The sequence below is a fragment of the Bradyrhizobium sp. 521_C7_N1_3 genome (assembly GCF_052075975.1).
In the GTDB taxonomy this organism is placed as follows: Bacteria; Pseudomonadota; Alphaproteobacteria; order Rhizobiales; family Xanthobacteraceae; genus Bradyrhizobium; species Bradyrhizobium japonicum.
Map to the genome: position 1 here is coordinate 5,686,793 of NZ_CP197232.1, position 15,632 is coordinate 5,702,424.

Annotated in this window: 15 protein-coding genes; 6 read left to right on the forward strand and 9 right to left on the reverse strand. The window is 61.9% G+C overall.

Annotated elements, in window-relative coordinates:
- Positions 1-443 precede the first annotated feature (443 nt).
- Positions 444-1,418 (forward strand): ABC transporter substrate-binding protein, encoded by a 975-nt coding sequence (locus tag AB7008_RS26425; RefSeq protein ID WP_304489827.1) that lies wholly within the window; start codon positions 444-446, stop codon positions 1,416-1,418.
- A gap of 536 nt (positions 1,419-1,954) precedes the next feature.
- Here AB7008_RS26425 and AB7008_RS26430 read toward each other — a convergent pair.
- The 5 genes from AB7008_RS26430 to AB7008_RS26450 form a co-directional block, all read right to left on the reverse strand.
- On the reverse strand, positions 1,955-2,644 hold the full coding sequence (locus AB7008_RS26430) for a MarC family protein (protein ID WP_304489828.1): 690 nt from the start codon (positions 2,642-2,644) through the stop codon (positions 1,955-1,957).
- Between the two features lie 176 nt (positions 2,645-2,820).
- Positions 2,821-2,997, reverse strand: coding sequence for a hypothetical protein (locus tag AB7008_RS26435; protein WP_304489829.1), 177 nt, complete (start codon positions 2,995-2,997; stop codon positions 2,821-2,823).
- A 49-nt stretch (positions 2,998-3,046) separates the two neighbouring features.
- Positions 3,047-3,397, reverse strand: coding sequence for a phasin (locus AB7008_RS26440; RefSeq protein WP_304489830.1), 351 nt, complete (start codon positions 3,395-3,397; stop codon positions 3,047-3,049).
- A gap of 27 nt (positions 3,398-3,424) precedes the next feature.
- The gene (locus AB7008_RS26445; RefSeq protein WP_304489831.1) at positions 3,425-4,288 is read right to left on the reverse strand and encodes an alpha/beta fold hydrolase; all 864 of its coding nucleotides are present in this window, start codon (positions 4,286-4,288) and stop codon (positions 3,425-3,427) included.
- A 9-nt stretch (positions 4,289-4,297) separates the two neighbouring features.
- Complete coding sequence (locus tag AB7008_RS26450; RefSeq protein ID WP_304489832.1) at positions 4,298-6,805, reverse strand: alpha/beta hydrolase; 2,508 nt, start codon at positions 6,803-6,805, stop codon at positions 4,298-4,300.
- 132 nt (positions 6,806-6,937) lie between these two features.
- Here AB7008_RS26450 and AB7008_RS26455 point away from each other — a divergent pair, with 132 nt between their 5' ends.
- The 5 genes from AB7008_RS26455 to AB7008_RS26475 all read left to right on the forward strand — a co-directional run bounded on the left by AB7008_RS26455 (position 6,938) and on the right by AB7008_RS26475 (position 10,325).
- Positions 6,938-7,864, forward strand: a complete 927-nt coding sequence (locus AB7008_RS26455; RefSeq protein WP_304489833.1) for an alpha/beta fold hydrolase — start codon at positions 6,938-6,940, stop codon at positions 7,862-7,864.
- On the forward strand, positions 7,861-8,457 hold the full coding sequence (locus tag AB7008_RS26460; RefSeq protein ID WP_248877592.1) for a hypothetical protein: 597 nt from the start codon (positions 7,861-7,863) through the stop codon (positions 8,455-8,457). The genes AB7008_RS26455 and AB7008_RS26460 overlap by 4 nt, the downstream gene beginning before the upstream one ends.
- Before the next feature lie 93 nt (positions 8,458-8,550).
- The gene (locus tag AB7008_RS26465; RefSeq protein WP_304489834.1) at positions 8,551-9,198 is read left to right on the forward strand and encodes a CoA transferase subunit A; all 648 of its coding nucleotides are present in this window, start codon (positions 8,551-8,553) and stop codon (positions 9,196-9,198) included.
- A 4-nt stretch (positions 9,199-9,202) separates the two neighbouring features.
- Positions 9,203-9,853, forward strand: coding sequence for a 3-oxoacid CoA-transferase subunit B (locus tag AB7008_RS26470; RefSeq protein ID WP_028158798.1), 651 nt, complete (start codon positions 9,203-9,205; stop codon positions 9,851-9,853).
- 13 nt (positions 9,854-9,866) lie between these two features.
- On the forward strand, positions 9,867-10,325 hold the full coding sequence (locus tag AB7008_RS26475) for a MaoC family dehydratase (RefSeq protein WP_038932905.1): 459 nt from the start codon (positions 9,867-9,869) through the stop codon (positions 10,323-10,325).
- 6 nt (positions 10,326-10,331) lie between these two features.
- Here AB7008_RS26475 and fabI read toward each other — a convergent pair whose 3' ends face one another.
- Genes fabI through AB7008_RS26495 form a run of 4 tightly spaced genes read right to left on the reverse strand, consistent with a single transcriptional unit; the run spans position 10,332 to position 15,551 of the window.
- Positions 10,332-11,120, reverse strand: coding sequence for an enoyl-ACP reductase FabI (fabI, locus tag AB7008_RS26480; RefSeq protein WP_304489835.1), 789 nt, complete (start codon positions 11,118-11,120; stop codon positions 10,332-10,334).
- A complete protein-coding gene (locus tag AB7008_RS26485; RefSeq protein ID WP_248877596.1) occupies positions 11,117-12,331 on the reverse strand; it encodes an acetate/propionate family kinase in 1,215 nt (404 codons plus the stop codon). The genes fabI and AB7008_RS26485 overlap by 4 nt, the downstream gene beginning before the upstream one ends.
- A gap of 5 nt (positions 12,332-12,336) precedes the next feature.
- The gene (locus AB7008_RS26490) at positions 12,337-13,299 is read right to left on the reverse strand and encodes a phosphate acetyltransferase (protein ID WP_304489836.1); all 963 of its coding nucleotides are present in this window, start codon (positions 13,297-13,299) and stop codon (positions 12,337-12,339) included.
- Between the two features lie 29 nt (positions 13,300-13,328).
- The gene (locus tag AB7008_RS26495) at positions 13,329-15,551 is read right to left on the reverse strand and encodes a DUF3141 domain-containing protein (protein ID WP_304489837.1); all 2,223 of its coding nucleotides are present in this window, start codon (positions 15,549-15,551) and stop codon (positions 13,329-13,331) included.
- Positions 15,552-15,632 lie beyond the last annotated feature (81 nt).

Here is a 15,632-nt window from a genome sequence, read left to right on the forward strand (position 1 = left end):
ATCGGACCGTTGGAGCCGGTGATGCGTGGAGCCTGAAGGCCAAGATTCGACCAATCGCAGGACATGGCCTCGAACTTGGCGCCGACGCACAAAGTTAGCCGAATGAAGCACCGCGCAATTCGAAGCGAATTGCAAGGTTCGACTCCCGATGGTACTCGCGCGCACTGATAAAGTGATCGGCTGAGTGCGTATCTTGTTGCGCTGCGTGAGTCCGGATGTGGCCCTTAGCCGAACAAGGCTGAAGCTATTGTGATGTCGGCTGTCGGCGGTGGACCGGACGCGGAGGTTGCGTGCCTCGACCGCCCTTGTGACCCAAAAGGTGACATTGGAGGTACAGACACCACCGCGCTCGTCCCAGCACGGTAAGACACCCTCTGTACAAGGCCACCTCTTGCGACAAAGATCGGCCAGCGTGATCGTTCCGTCGTCTTCGGGGGGCAGATATGCTGCGACGCAACTTCATTCAAATTTTGGGCGGTACAGTTTTGGCCTTCCCTAGTCTGGCAACGGGCCAGACAAAGACGAAGGTGTGGCGTATCGCATATCTCTATCCGGGCTCTCTCGCGAACTCGGCTGATCATGCGGTATTCGATGTTTTTCGAGCGGAGATGAAGCGTCTTGGCTATATCGAAGGTCAGAACCTTGTCATAGACGACCGGAGCGCCGAGGGAAAGCTTGAACGTTTGCCCGCATTCTTGACTGAGTTGATTGGTCTAAATCCTGACGTCATTGTTGCCATCACGACTCCGGCCATTGCTGCAGCTCAACGCGCAACAGCCACCATCCCAATCATCATGGCACCAGCGACGGATCCTATTGGATCGGGCTTCATCAAGAGCTTCTCCCATCCGGGCGGCAATATTACCGGCATGGCCAACATGATGGGCGATTCCGTCGGCAAAGCCGTCGAACTCCTCCACGCAATAGTCCCATCGGCTAAGCGCATTGCCGTGTTGACGTCCAACAATCCAACACATGCTGAACAGTACCAATTGGCCAGAATTGCCGCAAATACTCTGGGAGTGTCGGCGATTCAGGTAGCAGCTCCGACGCCTGACGATCTTGAGGCCGCTTTCGAGACAATGAAGCGAGAAGGCTGCGATGCCCTCTTTGTGCTCGGGGATGTCACGCGACCGACCATTCCCGGCTTGGCAGCCAAGTCAAAACTGCCGGCAGTCTACCAATCGAGCCCATTCATGCCACTAGGCGCGCTGGCGAGTTATCATCCCAAGATCGAGGCGATCTACGTGAAGGTCGCGCGGTACGTCGACCGGATTTTCAAAGGGGCCAACCCGGCCGATTACCCAGTCGAACAGCCGGTAGTTTTCGAGCTTGGTGTAAATCTGAAGACGGCCGCGGCGCTTGGCGTTATTATTCCGGACAATATCTTAGCGCGGGCCGATCGGGTCATTGAGTAGACGCGGACCATTTCCGCGCCTGGCCCATCTGCGACGCGGGAGAACGTCTCCGATTGGGGCGTTGTTGGGAGTTGACCGGACATCAGTTGGCCGGCCGCTTGATGAGTAAATGCCCTAGCAGGTGACTATCGACTTTAGCTTCAAAAGTCTGCGCGATCGGCAGACCTCTTCTATAGGACGTGGCAAAGGCGCTAGTGGCCCCATTAGCACGAGATCGACGAGTGCGTGCGCACGGGGCCCACTGCCGGCATTTGGCTGATGAAAAGCGCCGAGGCCCTGGAGCGCAGCGCACTCATCGAAATGGCCGAAAACTACGGTCAGGATGTCACCGGAAAGACCGTGGTTGGGATCAGATCGCTGGCGTCGTAAGCCGAAAACACTAGCAATTTGAAGAGGATTGACGGGACACCCCTTCCGCCAATATATCGTATTGTTCTGCTCTGTTCGTCGCTACTCGAAGTCCCCAGCAAAATCAGAGACTTGCGCCAGAGAACTGTACTTCGCAGTGGCCGGCATTCTTGCAATCTCGAGAGCACCTATTGAATAGCGCGCGAAGCGCTGTCCAATATGGACCGAGCGACCTCGGAAACGCCGGTGAGGATGATCTGCACGCCGATGCAGACCAGCAGGAAAGCTGACAATTTCGTCACCACGCTGGTGCCCTCCTCGCCGAACAGGCGCGCCATTGCGCTCGATTTCCGGTAGGCGTGATAGATCGCGGCAGTCACGGCGAACGCCACCAGAAGCGAAACGATCGATGACTGGAACATCGCATCGAGGCTGCCGGTGCGGCTAATCCCGATCGCGATGGCTGTCGCGATCGTTCCCGGCCCGGTCGTCAGCGGAATTGTGAGAGGAAAGAAAGCCATGCGCTTCATGGTCGCATGATCTGGGGACGAGACCTCGTGAGGTCCGGCCGGGTCCGAGGGCGCGTGGAGCATGGACCAGCCTGTCGCTGCGACTACGAGGCCGCCGGCAATCCGAAGCGCCGGGATCGTCACGCCGAAGAAATTGAGGATCTGGCTGCCCAGAAACAGCGACACCAGCAGGACCACGAAGGCGTATCCGGCAACCCGCAGCGCAAGGCTCGCGCGCTCGTCTTCAGAAAGACCTGTGGTCTTGTCGAGAAAGATGAAGGCCAGTCCGTAGGGATTGATGATCGCGAACAGCGCGCCAAAGCCGAACAGGAAATCGGCAACGAGCCCCGATGTGGCGATATCACGCATGCTGCGCCCGCGCCGCTCTTCGGCTTACGGGCATGTGAAGCCGGACGCTTCGACATCGGCCAGATGGTCGAGCGCCGTGCGCAGAACCTCGAACAGCACGGCCGCCGACCCGCTGTTGGCGATACGGGCCAGCATGCCGACAAAAAAAACGGGGCATCATCCGATGATACCGGATCTCACTTGTCCCTGCCGGGTGATCGCTCAAGACGCGATCTCTGCGCGCGCATGCGCTTGATCTCCTCCCTGAGCGCCTCGGCTTTTTCGTCTCGCTGCTCGCTCGCCGTTTCCAAAGGTTCGTCGCGAAGCAACTTCTGGAGTGCCTTTTCGACAGAAAGCTTGTTGGTCTCGGCCATACTAGACCTTTCTGACGCCACCGCGTCTGTCAGTACCGTGGTTGCAGTCTCAGCTCTTCGGACTGAACATGCCGCCGGCCGCCTTCATCGCCGCCTCACCCATGGTCTTGGTCTGGTCGGTCAGGGCCCGCATCTGCTCCTGGAAGAAATCGGCCTGAAGCTTGAGCGCGTCCTGGACATCCTTGGCATGGATCAGCTTGTCGCTGAGGTCCAGGGTCGCTGTGACATTGCGCTGCATGAAACTGCAAAACTCCTTCGCCTGGTTCGCGATCGGCAGAGGCGACGAACTGATCCCCTTCTCCAGCATCTCGAAATAGTCGGCGTTGGCCTTGCGCAGGCGGCCAAGTGCCTCGCTCAGCGCGGCACGGACGTTATCCGAGGATAGATTGATCTCTGCCATGACGTGTCTCCCTTCAGGTGCTAGCAATTACGCGGCAAGTCCGCCGAACCAGGCGCCGAAATAGCCGGCGTAGAGCGCCGGTACTTCGAGATTCATCGAGTGCCCGACGCGAGGCACGATCACGAGACGGCAATCCGGCATCGCATCAGCCATGACGTGAAGATCGGCTGGCGGAATCCAGCCGTCCCATTCGCCCCACAGCACCAGATGCGGATGCCTCAGCTCAGGCATGCGGCGCTCGAGCTCTCTGCTCTCTCTTTCCTTCGTGAGGTTGACCGGCGTTCCGATCCAGATGCCCTCGGAGACGCCAAAGGTCTGCTCGATGATACGGTCGAACAACGCCTGGATATCTTTCAATCCCTCCCGAAATCGAGGCACGGCGTTCAGCTCCATGCTCTCGGGCACGAACAGCGAGGACGCCGCGGTCGCCATCATCGTTCGTGTCAGGTCCTTGCTCGCCATCATCTCCCGAAACAGGCCGATCTGGTCGGCATTGAAAGCCATGCCGAGCGGCGTCACCGGATCGAGTGCGAACACGCGCCCGAAACGCTGCGGCTGCATCAAGAGCATGCGGGCGGCGATGATGCCGCCGGTCGAATGCGTCGCGAGATGGCAATAGCCGATGTCGAGCATGTCGAGTGCCGCCAGCATGTCCTCGGCATGCTGCTGCATGGAGTAGTTCGAGTAATCGGCGGTAGGCTTCGGCCGGTCGCTGTCCCCGCAGCCGCGCCAGTCGATCGCGATGACGCGCAGGCCCGTTGGAAACAACGGCGCAGCGAGCTCGATCCAGTCCTTGCTGGCGAGATTGCCGTGGATGAAGACGACGGTCACTTCGCCTCGGCCCCACTCCCGCCAGCCAAGCTCGATTTCACCCGCCTGCACCCGTGGCATAGACCGATCCTATTTGTTGAGACCGGCGGTTGGTGCCGCACCGGGAGGTGTCGGCGCCACTGGCAGGGCGGATACCACGGAACCCTTGATCATGCGATCTGTGCCGAGCGGCGATGAGGTGTCGACCGTTCCCTTCGTGACGAAGTCCACGACATCGGCGGAATATTCCACCGGATTGTCGGTGTGGATGAAGTGCCCGGTCTCCGGATAGATTTTCAGAATCGGCCGGTTGCCCGCATTGGTCATGCGCGTCATGAACGGCGTGATGACGTCGCGTCCGAGATCGGTCAGCCCGTTGAAAGCGGGCGTCGGGATGAACGGCTCCTTGTCACCGAAGGCGAGGAAGATCGGCGTCTTGATCTGGGTGACCCGCTCGTAAAGGTTCTTCGGATCATCCTGCTGGAGCTCAGCCCCGATCGTGTAGATGTCGAAGATGAAGACGTTGCACCACTGTTCGAGCTCCTTGGGGTTGCCCTTGGTAAGCCCGACGCGCTGCTCGGTATGGAAGCGCGCATATTCGCTGTCGCTGAAGAAGTAGCCGCTCTTCGCCGCCGACACCACGCCGCTGTCGGGGTCGCGCTTCTTGAAATAGAAGAAGTCACGAACGCTCTGCTCGTCGCGGGCCTTCTCCGCCGCCAGGATGCCGGTCTGGTCCCAGATCTGCTTCCACTTGTCGAAGTCGCGACCGAGTCCCGGTTGGAACAGAGGTGCCTTCTTGTCTTTCGCGATCGTAATGTCGCGGGGGTACTCCTCGAGCCCGGATGGTGCTTCGAGCGCGAGGCCCTGCACCGCATCCGGCCAGGTCAGGGCGTACCCCGTGACGAACTGACCACCGAGCGAGTGGCCGAGATAATAGGCTTTCTTGACGCCAAGCTGGTTTACGACGAGATCGTAGATGACCTCGCGCATATCCTGCATGGTGCGCGCCGGGCTCTTATCGAGATTACCGGGCCCGGACATGCCGTAGTTCGGCAAGTCCGGCACGATCACACGCAAGCCACTCCGCAGCGCATATTGCATGATGTTGCCATAGTGCCCGCCGAACGCGCCCTTGCCGTGGATGATGACGAGGACCTTGGGATCCTTGTCGGTGCCGGCATACTCATCCATGTAGCCGATCTGCCAGGTGTTGCCGATCTTGTCCTTGGCGTTGGCGTATTTGACCGGATAGGGATAGGTCACGAAGTCCTTCCAGAAGGACTTGCTCGGATCGATGTTTCCGGCGACGCCCGGTACGCGATAATTCTTGTCGACGAACATCCCCGCGCGATCGAGAGCCGCGACGTCGTCCATGAAAGCGACGAACTTCGGATCGTTCTTGCGCTGGTTGATGATCGGGAACACGCCGTAATGGGCGACCGGGCTCTCCTGCGCGATCAGGTCCGCGCCCGGCACGCGATCCACGGCTTTTTGGGCCAGCTTGAAGTTCAGCCAGAGATCGTTGGTGATGTGCATCACCAGTGTGCGCGCCTGGATGCGGCCGAGATAGGGATTGACGTTATGGGTCTCACCGACCCGGTTGCGCCAGACGAGATCAACGGCGTCGTAGATCTTGGCGCGATTGGTGACGTTCAGTCCCGCCTTCTCGTTCGGCGCATCCCAGTAGAATATCTCAGGCTGCACTGCGGTCCAATTCTGGGTGGTCCGATAAGCAAAGTCGTAGCCTGTCATTCCCAGGATCGACCAACCGAACGCCACGCCCGGCACCGGATGCTTCTCTTTGGGCAGCTTGTAGTAGTCGCCCTTGGTCGCTTGCCAGACCGGATCGCCCTCGATCGCCGCCGTCATCATCTGGAAAGTCCAGTTGCCGACGGGGTCGTCGCCGTCCGACTGCGTGGTGCCGCCGATCGGCATCAGGGCGCCGATATATTCCGGATGCATGACGCCCCACACATAGGTCTGGGTGCCGCCCATTGAGACGCCCGTGACAAGCGCGACGCGCGCGACCTTCAACTCGTCGCGCAGCAGGCGGTAGTTCGCCTGCACCATGTCGTAGTAGCTGTACTGCGGAAACTTGATGCCAAGGCCGTCGGACGGTTTGCTGGCGCCCCAAGTGCCCAACGGGTCGACCATGATGACGTAGTAGCGGTCGGTGTCGATCGGCCGTCCGGGGCCGATGATCGGGACGCCGCCCGACAGGGCAGCGCCCTTGACCCACTGCTCGTACATGTCGGTGGAATCGCCGGAATAATAGGAATTGATCACGACCGCATTGGTGATCTCACCGGCAGCATTGCGCCGCGCGTTGCCGATCGCAATGTATCCGGTACGCAGCTTGCCTGCCCCGAGCGATTCCAACGTCACGCCGCCCTCGCCGCCATTCTCCCATTTGGACGGATTGGCCAGGTCGTACTTGCCGCCGAGCCGGAAGTTCGCGATCTCATAGGTCTTCTTGAGCCCGTCATGCTGCATCTGCGACGAGCGCCGCGTGAACGGCTGGGCGACCGCGAGCGCGGTGCCGACCAGCAACAACAGGAGGCCGACGAAGCAACGCTTGAGTGCGCTTCTCCCGTTCATGACGAACTCCCTCCTGGCGATGTTTTGCGCGAACGCTAGGCTGAGCCTCCTCCTGAGGTTTGATTTAGCTCAATGGAATCCTCAGGCCTGCGTTGAGGATCGTGGTCATCGTCACGGTGGCCGGTCCCCGCAATGCCCTTCCTCAGTCATGGCTCATATCGTGTCCGCTATGAGCTCGACGGACCGGCGAATGCGCCTGCCTATGTGCTGGTGAACGGTCTCACGCAGTATTCCGAGCTTTGGGGCGCGTATCGCGACACGCTGATCGCACGGCGATTCCGGGTGGCTACCTTCGACCTGCTCGGCCAGGGCGTCTCCGACAAGCCCGCGCTGTTCATCGATCAGGACGACCACATCGCCGTGCTGCATCGCCTGATCGACGAACTTGGAGACGGTCCGGTCTTCCTCAGTGGCATCAGTTTCGGTGGCTTGATCGCGCTGCGCTATGCCATCGAGCATGGCGCGCGGCTGTCGGGCCTTGTGCCGATGAGCTGCTTTGCCGAGCTTTCGCCGCAACTTCTTCTGATCGGCAACGCCTTGCGCACCGGCCTCATCCTGGGCGGCACCGGCTATCTCCAGGATCTGTTGCTGCCGATGAACCTGTCCGATCAGTGGCTGAAGCCGCTGCTGGACAAGCTCGACAGCGTGAAGCGGCAGGGCTGGCTGGTCAACGACGTGTACGCCCTTCAGAACCTGATGGAGTCTTTCCTCGACTTCAAGCCGCTGACGCCGCGGCTTTCCTCGATATCCGTCCCGACCATGATCCTGAACGGCGAATTCGACTTTCTCACGCCGCGGGCGCTGCACGAGACGTTGCGTGTGGAGATTCCCGACAGTGCACTCGTCATCATCCCGAGGGCCTATCACGCCTTCACGCTCGAAAAGTCTGCACTAACAGCCGACCTGCTGGCGCGCTTCGCCGAGGACGTGTTGGCTGGCCGCTGGCAGGGCAACAAGCAGGTCTTGATCGCGCCGGAAGATGCCGGCGGAGACTTTTCGCCGTTTCCCGCCGGCTATGACCATCTGCGCGCGATCCCGGTGCAGAGGCCAGCGACATGAGCGCGTTCTTCGGACCGTTGCAAGCCGACGGGCGCGTGCCGCCGCGCCAGCAGACGCGGGTCGCCGCGTTCCTGGTTTCTGCGCATGGTGCGCTGGCACGGCAATTCGCGGTCGCCCTGCCCGCGAGATTCGATGCCGCCTGGCAGACCGAATTGAACGCGCAGTTCTATCGCGAGAGCGAGATCGTCTCGCTTCTCATGCGCGCGACCGCCTGGGTCCCGGACCTCGCGCTGGGCCCCATGGCGGCATCCTGGGAGATGGCCTGGCTCCCCGCCCCGATCGAAGGCATCGCCGATCACACCCGCGCGCAGACCATTCACCTGGCGACGCTCGCGCATGCGGTTCATGCCGGGATCCGGCCGGCGGCCCTGCTGCCGACGGAAGCGAACGCGAACGATCCCTTCGTGATGGCGCTGCGGCGCATCGAGTTCGAAAGCGGCCGGCTGCTGCAGGCGCAGATTCTGTTCCTGAAGGGCCCGGACCTCCTACCGTTCCGGGATGCCGTCAGCGCGACGCTCGAACGGCGGCACGCCGAGGTGCACAGGCTCTGGCACGAGACCCTTGCAGGCGTCGGCGTTGGCCTGCGCGAATGACCCGGCAACCTTGACGCAGATCAAAGCCGAGGGTCTGCCCGCCCCCAACATCGGTCCAGTATTCACCTGCGCCTGCCGACCGGAGTTCCGCCCATGAAGGCCGTTTCCGTCGAAGAAGCCGTTGCGATGATCCCGTCCGGTGCGAGCATCATGGTCGGCGGCTTTATGGGCGTCGGAACCCCGGAGCGCCTGCTTGACGAACTCGTGCGGCAGAACAAGACCGGCCTGTCTCTGATCTGCAATGACGCAGCCACTCCGGGCAAAGGCGTCGGCAAGCTGTTCGACGCTACGCTGGTCTCAAGGTTGACGGCAACGCATATCGGCCTCAATCCGAAGGCGCAGCAGCAGATGCTCGCGAACCAGATCGCCGTCGATCTCGTGCCGCAAGGCACCTTCGTCGAACGCATCCGCGCAGGCGGATGTGGCCTCGGCGGCGTACTGACGCCGACGGGCGTCGGAACGCTGGTTGCCGAAGGCAAGCGTCAGATCGAGGTGGATGGCAAGCCGTTCCTGCTGGAGACGGCATTGCGAGCGCAGTACGCGCTGGTTCACGCGTTTCTCGCCGACTATCTCGGCAATCTCGCTTACGCACTGACCTCCCGCAACTTCAACCCGGTCATGGCGATGGCTGCCGACACGGTCATCGTCACCGCAGAGAACATCGTGCCCGTCGGTGTCATCGCGCCCGATCACGTCGTGACCCCGGCACCGCTCGTCGATTACCTCATTGCCAACGGGTGAGATCATGGACCCGCAGATCATCATCGCCCGACGCGTCGCCAGGGAGTTGAGGAGCGGAAACCTCGTCAATCTCGGCATCGGCATTCCGACCTTGGTTGCGAATTACGTTCCGTCCGATTTGAAAGTCTTTTTTCAGTCGGAGAACGGACTGATCGGCACCGGGCCGATTCCCGAACAAGGCATGGCGCATCCGACACTGACAGACGCCGGCGGCCGGCCGATCAGCGCGCTGCCGGGTGCGGCGACCTTCGACAGCGCGATGTCGTTCGGACTGATCCGCGGCGGCCATGTCGACGTCACCGTGCTCGGCGGCCTCCAGGTCGATGCGCATGGGCTTCTCGCCAACTGGATGATCCCGGGCAAGATGGTGCCGGGCATGGGCGGGGCGATGGACCTCGTCAGCGGCGCCAAGCGGGTCATCGTCGCCATGCAACATGCCGCGAAGGGCAAGTCGAAGATCGTGAAGAAATGCAACTTGCCTCTGACCTCGGCGCGCCCGGTACATCTGGTCGTGACCGACATGGCGGTTATCGGTTTTGCGGACGGCAAGGCGACGCTGCTCGAGACTGCTCCAGGTGTCGGCGTTGGCGAGGTTATGGCGGTGACAGAGGCCGAATTGGTCATTCCTGACAACATCCCGGAAATGCCGATCTGACGAGGTCACGACCATGCGGATATTCAGCGACTTCAACGAGTTCAAATCCGCGGTCGGCACCGAGATCGGCGCGAGCGACTGGATCGAAGTGACCCAGGATCGCATCAATAAATTCGCCGAAGCAACCTGTGACGAGCAATGGATCCATGTCGACCAGGACCGCGCCAGGAAGGAAGCGCCCGGCGGCACCACCATCGCTCACGGCCTGCTGTCGCTCTCGCTTGCTCCACTGTTCATTCGATCCGTGATGGGCTTGAAAGGGCTGCGCAATACGCTGAATTATGGCGCGGATCGCATCCGGTATCTGGCGCCGGTGCCGGCCGGCTCAAAGCTCCGCGGCCGGGTCACCGTCGCTGAAACCGAGGACGTGCCGCCGGACGGCTTGCGCGTCAACTATCATCTCGTGATCGAGATCGAGGGCGGCAAGAAGCCCGCTTGCGTCGCCGAGCTGATTGCCCTGCACTATCGCTGAGGGCGCTCAGTCGATGATGTGATACCCGCCATCGATATAGAGAACACCCCCGGTGATCAGCTTGGCACCATCAAGCGCCAGGAACGCGGTGGCATTGCCGACGTCGTCGATGCTGACCAGACTGCGCGCCGGCGCTTTGGACTGCGCCTTGTCCATGAGCTCGTCGAATTCCGGGATACCTGACGCCGCGCGGGTGGCGAGCGGCCCGGGCGAGATCGCGTGCACGCGGATGCCCTTTGGGCCAAGCTCGGCGGCCGCGTAGCGGACGGCCGCTTCAAGCGCCGCTTTCGCCACGCCCATGATGTTGTAGTTCTCCACCACCATCTGGCTGCCATAATAGGTCATGGTGAACATTATGCCGCCGTTCTTCATCAGCGGCTCGGCGAGATGCGCCATGCGCAGGAATGACCAGCAAGAGACGTCCATCGTCTTAAGGAAGCCATCGCGGCCGACGTCCACCACGCGGCCATGGAGCGCCTCCTTCGGCGAGAAGGCGATCGAATGCAACAGGAAATCGAGCTGTCCCCATTCCTTCGTAATCCGCTCGAACACCGCCTCGGTCTGCCCCTCCGTCATCACGTCCAACGGCATGAAGATCGGCGCTTCCAGCGCCTGCGCGAGCGGCTCGACGTGTTTCTTGGCGCGATCGTTGAGGTAGGTGACGGCCAGATCCGCCCCAAGCGCGCGAAATGCCCTCGCACACCCCCAGGCGATGGACTGGTCGTTCGCGATGCCGACGACGAGGCCCTTCTTGCCCTTCAGGGCAACCTTTGTTTCCGGGAACACCGGGATCATGACACCCTCTCTTGCCTTGGATTGGTCGATTGTCCGTTCATCAACAGCGACAGCGTATGCTGTGCGATCATCAGCTCTTCGTCGGTCGGCACGACGTAGACGGGGATGCGGCTGTCGGAACGCGAGATCAGCCTGGAATTGCGGGCGTTCTCGACCGGATCGAGCGTGCCGCCGAGCCATCCGAGCTGCTCGACCACGCGCGCGCGAATGTTCGCCGAATTCTCGCCGATCCCGGCCGTGAAGACGAAGGCGTCGAGGCCCTGCAAGGCGGCCGCGAGCATGCCGGCACTGAGACCGATCCGGTAGACGAAATAGTCGACCGCGAGCTTCGCCTTGGGGTCGGCGCTCGCCTCCAACTCGCGCATGTCGTTGCTGACACCGGAGAGCCCCTTCAATCCGCAGTCGCGATAAAGGAAGTTTTGCACGTTTGAGGCGGACATCCCTTTCTCGGAGATGAGATAGATCACCACCCCGGGATCAATCTGCCCTGGACGCGTTCCCATCGGCAGGCCATCGAGCGCTGTGAAGCCCATGGTGCTCTCGACGCTGCGCCCGTCCTTGAGCGCGCACATCGACGCGCCGCTGCCGAGATGGGCAACGATCACGCGTCGCTTCGCGATATCGGGCGCTACGCCCGGCAGCGTCCGGGCGATATATTCGTAGGACAACCCATGAAAGCCATAGCGCCTGACACCCTCGGCATGAAGTTGATGCGGAATGGCATAATGGTCGGCAACGGCGTCATGCGTGCGGTGAAATGCGGTGTCGAAGCAAGCGACCTGTGGCAGCGTCGGAAAATTCGCCAGCAGCGAACGGATCGGCGCCAGATTGTGCGGCTGATGCAGCGGCGCCAGGGCCACCAATCGTTCGAGACGGGACACGACGCCGTGGTCGATCAGAACCGGCCGCGAATAGTCCGGCCCGCCATGCACGACCCGGTGGCCGACCGCGATCGGGGTGACGCGAAGTTCGTCCCGCAGCCAGTCGCCGGCAACGGCCATCGCCGTCGGAACATCAGGCACAGCCTCGATCGGATAGGCGCGATCGGCCATCGGATCGCCGCTCGGGCCACTTGCCCGCAGACGCGGTCGGCTGCCGATACCGTCCATCTGTCCCTTGATCTGACGACGAAGCGCACCGTCGCCGTCGATCGCATAGACCTGAAACTTCACACTGGACGAGCCGGCATTGACGACGAGGATCGTATCCATGGCAATCACGCGGCAACCGTCGGCGCCTTCTGACGCCGGGCGTGAGCGTAGAGCGCGGCGACCGCACAGGACGCCATCCGCGCACGTGGCGAATCCGCGCGCGAGGTCAGGACGACCGGAACGCGCGCACCGAGCACGATGCCGGCGCCATCGGCCTTGGCGAAATAGGCAAGGTTCTTGGCCAGCATGTTGCCGGACTCGAGGTTCGGAACCATCAGGATCTGGGCGCGGCCGGCGACCTCGGATGTGATGCCCTTGATCCGCGCGGCTTCGAGATCGATGGCATTGTCGAAAGCCAGCGGGCCGTCGAGGATGCCGCCGGTGATCTGGCCGCGATCGGCCATCTTGCACAGGGCCGCGGCTTCGATCGTCGAGGGGATTTTCGAGGTCACGGTCTCGACGGCAGATAGAATCGCGACCCGCGGCGTCTTGCCGAACCCTGCCTGATTGTAGAGGTCGATCGCATTCTGAATGATGTCGCGTTTGGCGTCGAGATCGGGGAATATGTTGATCGCCGCATCCGTCACGAAGATGGTCTCCGCATAGGCAGGCACATCCATCACGAAGACATGGCTGATACGTCGATCAGTGCGCAAACCCCCGGTCTTGGCCGTGACGGCGCGCATCAATTCGTCGGTGTGCAGGCTGCCCTTCATCAACAGCTCGCCCTTGGCGGCATGGATGAGCTCGACGCCCTTGGCCGCGGATTCGTCGCTGTGCGCGGCATCAACGATCTCGAAACCGGATACATCGAGATCGAACCGGGCGGCAATATCCTTGATCTTCCGCTCGGGCCCGACGAGCACTGGCCGGATGATGCCGGCGCTTGCGCTATCGATGGCGCCGCGCAGCGAGGTCTCGTCGCAGGGATGCACCACGATGGTCGGCGTTGGCGGCGCGCCCTTCGCCGCCGCAATCAAGCGATCGTACTTGCTACCGGGCTGGGTTCGCGTCGTGTCGGCCGACATGATGTCACTCCCGATCCTGCCAATCCGCGTTACGACGCCCGTGCCTTGGGATCGAAAGGGGCGACGTTCGATGCCAACTCCCCCTCTCCGTCCAGACCAAAGAGCGCGGCGACGCGCTTCAGGCGATTGGCCCGCTCGCCGGTGATGTCTTCACTCGCCGCCAGCACCTCGCGCATCGCCGCGAAGGCCGCACGCCGCTGGTTGATGTCGTCGGGCAACAATTTCGGGATCGCAGCGAGAGCACCTTCGCGATCGAGAAGCAGTATGAAGAACTGCTCACGCACCAGCGTCTTGAATTCCGACAGCGTCATGCGGGCGCCGGCATGGTCACGCCGAACCTGCCGCAACGCCTCGATGCTGCGCTCATCCACCATACCGCGTGCGGAACCAACATAGAGCAGCGCACGGAGGGCCGCTTCGCGGAGCCCGCCCTCAGCGACATGTGATTTCAGTTCGGCGATCCGTGCCGCGAGCATGGCGCGATGCTCCGGCGACATCTCCCGGTGGCGCGAGGGCACGGAATTAGGGTCGACGCCGACCGCGGCCTGGAGCAGTGACGAGCCGTAGAGGTTGAGGAAGACGGTCTCGCTCAGCGCCTCCTGCGCGTCGCGCCAGCTATCCAGCGCGTGCACGATCTGCTTCGACATCTGTTCCTGGAATGCCAGGAATGGATTGTCCTTTGAAACCGGCTTGCGGTTGTCCTCGACGCGATCAGCCACCGACTTGACCGTGGACATCCAGGGGTTCCGGCTGCTGAACGCCTCGTATTGCAGCCGCAGCGGATGCATGTTGCGGACCCATTCCGCGAGTTGGGGCGTCACCATGCCCTTCACCCACGGCCGCAAGAATTTCTGATAGGCAGCGAGATTGAGCTCCGAGACACGCTTGGCCGCAGCGAAGCGCCGCTCGTCCTCGGGCGAATTTCCACCCATCGCGCGGATATCGTCCAGCGTGCGGGCCTCGCAGCGCATCACCCACTGGCCTGTCGCAAGATCCGCGTTGAGCGTCTCGTTGCCACGGGCCTCGAACGTGGCCTCGTAGAGCCCTGGCGGCAGCACGTCGATCAGGTCGATGTTGCTGGAGAACTCAGCGTGCTCCTTCTTCGCCACACCGCCGGATACGAAGATGCCGAGATGGCCGATGCTCTCGTGAACGGTATAGACGATGGTCTGGCCATAGGCTCTGATCTCGTCGACGTCGGCGTAGCAGTCCAGGATCCAGTCCAACGCCTGCTGCGGCGGCGTCACGTTATCGCCTTTCGAGCAGAACACCACGATCGGCGAACGAATGTTGCGCAGATCGACCTTCTGGCCATCGGACATCTCGATCCGACCGGCGGCGAGATTGTTGCCGATGAACAGTTCGTCGACAATGAACTGGATTTCCTCCGCATTGAGATTGACGTGTCCGCCCCACCAGCGCTCGAAATCGAGATAGCGTTCCGCCTCGGTATCGACCTTGGAGTAGACGTTGTACTGCTTGGTCCAGAGCGTATTCGACGGGTTCTGGTTCTCGAAATTCTGTACCAGCCAGGCGCCGTCGAACTTGCCGGCACCGAGATCGCTCGTGAGCGCCGTGAGCCAGCTTCCGCCCAGCAGGCCACCGGAATAGCGCATGGGGTATTTGCCATGCACGCCTGCCCAGTAAGCCAGCGGCGCGCCGGCGATGATCAGCGGCCCGAATAATTCCGGCCGCAGTGACGCCAGGATCATGACGGCCCAGCCGGCCTGACAATTGCCGATCACGCAGGGCTTTCCATCGGCGTCCGGGTGACGGCTGATGACGGTCTCGATGAAGATGGCTTCCGCGCGCGCAATGCGTTCGATGGTCTGCCCGGGCATAGGCTCCGGAAGAAAGCCGATGAAGTAGCAGGGATGCCCCGCCTTCATGGCGACGCCGATCTCGCTATCGGCCTTGAAGCCGCCGATGCCGGGTCCATGGCCGGCGCGCGGATCGACCACGACGAATGGACGCCGGCTCATGTCGATCGCAACATCCTTCGGCGGAATGATGCGCACCAGCGCGTAGTTGACCGGTTCGTCCAGCTTTCGGCCGTCCGTGATCAATTCAGCGGCATATTGCAGCACATGCGGCGCGGTCTGGGCGACGTGCTCGCGATACTGGTCGCCACGCTGGCGCATGATGTCCAGGAATAGTACGCTGCGCTGTCCCGCATCCACCATGTATTCCACGGCCGAGGCCACCAGCCCCGACATCGGGCCATCAGGCAGCTTTAAGTCTTTGATCGCCATGTTCGACCTCGTCGTCGCGCGAGGTCATTCAAAAAGGTCGGCGGTCGCTGACGTTGATTTAGGTCAACGGTTGGCAACGGT

Bases quoted from the DNA above. Each gene is read 5' to 3' on its own strand.
- AB7008_RS26425 (WP_304489827.1), top strand. From the start codon at position 444: ATGCTGCGACGCAACTTCATTCAAATTTTGGGCGGTACAGTTTTGGCC.
- AB7008_RS26430 (WP_304489828.1), bottom strand. From the start codon at position 2,644: ATGCGTGATATCGCCACATCGGGGCTCGTTGCCGATTTCCTGTTCGGC.
- AB7008_RS26435 (WP_304489829.1), bottom strand. From the start codon at position 2,997: ATGGCCGAGACCAACAAGCTTTCTGTCGAAAAGGCACTCCAGAAGTTG.
- AB7008_RS26440 (WP_304489830.1), bottom strand. From the start codon at position 3,397: ATGGCAGAGATCAATCTATCCTCGGATAACGTCCGTGCCGCGCTGAGC.
- AB7008_RS26445 (WP_304489831.1), bottom strand. From the start codon at position 4,288: ATGCCACGGGTGCAGGCGGGTGAAATCGAGCTTGGCTGGCGGGAGTGG.
- AB7008_RS26450 (WP_304489832.1), bottom strand. From the start codon at position 6,805: ATGAACGGGAGAAGCGCACTCAAGCGTTGCTTCGTCGGCCTCCTGTTG.
- AB7008_RS26455 (WP_304489833.1), top strand. From the start codon at position 6,938: ATGCCCTTCCTCAGTCATGGCTCATATCGTGTCCGCTATGAGCTCGAC.
- AB7008_RS26460 (WP_248877592.1), top strand. From the start codon at position 7,861: ATGAGCGCGTTCTTCGGACCGTTGCAAGCCGACGGGCGCGTGCCGCCG.
- AB7008_RS26465 (WP_304489834.1), top strand. From the start codon at position 8,551: ATGAAGGCCGTTTCCGTCGAAGAAGCCGTTGCGATGATCCCGTCCGGT.
- AB7008_RS26470 (WP_028158798.1), top strand. From the start codon at position 9,203: ATGGACCCGCAGATCATCATCGCCCGACGCGTCGCCAGGGAGTTGAGG.
- AB7008_RS26475 (WP_038932905.1), top strand. From the start codon at position 9,867: ATGCGGATATTCAGCGACTTCAACGAGTTCAAATCCGCGGTCGGCACC.
- fabI (WP_304489835.1), bottom strand. From the start codon at position 11,120: ATGATCCCGGTGTTCCCGGAAACAAAGGTTGCCCTGAAGGGCAAGAAG.
- AB7008_RS26485 (WP_248877596.1), bottom strand. From the start codon at position 12,331: ATGGATACGATCCTCGTCGTCAATGCCGGCTCGTCCAGTGTGAAGTTT.
- AB7008_RS26490 (WP_304489836.1), bottom strand. From the start codon at position 13,299: ATGTCGGCCGACACGACGCGAACCCAGCCCGGTAGCAAGTACGATCGC.
- AB7008_RS26495 (WP_304489837.1), bottom strand. From the start codon at position 15,551: ATGGCGATCAAAGACTTAAAGCTGCCTGATGGCCCGATGTCGGGGCTG.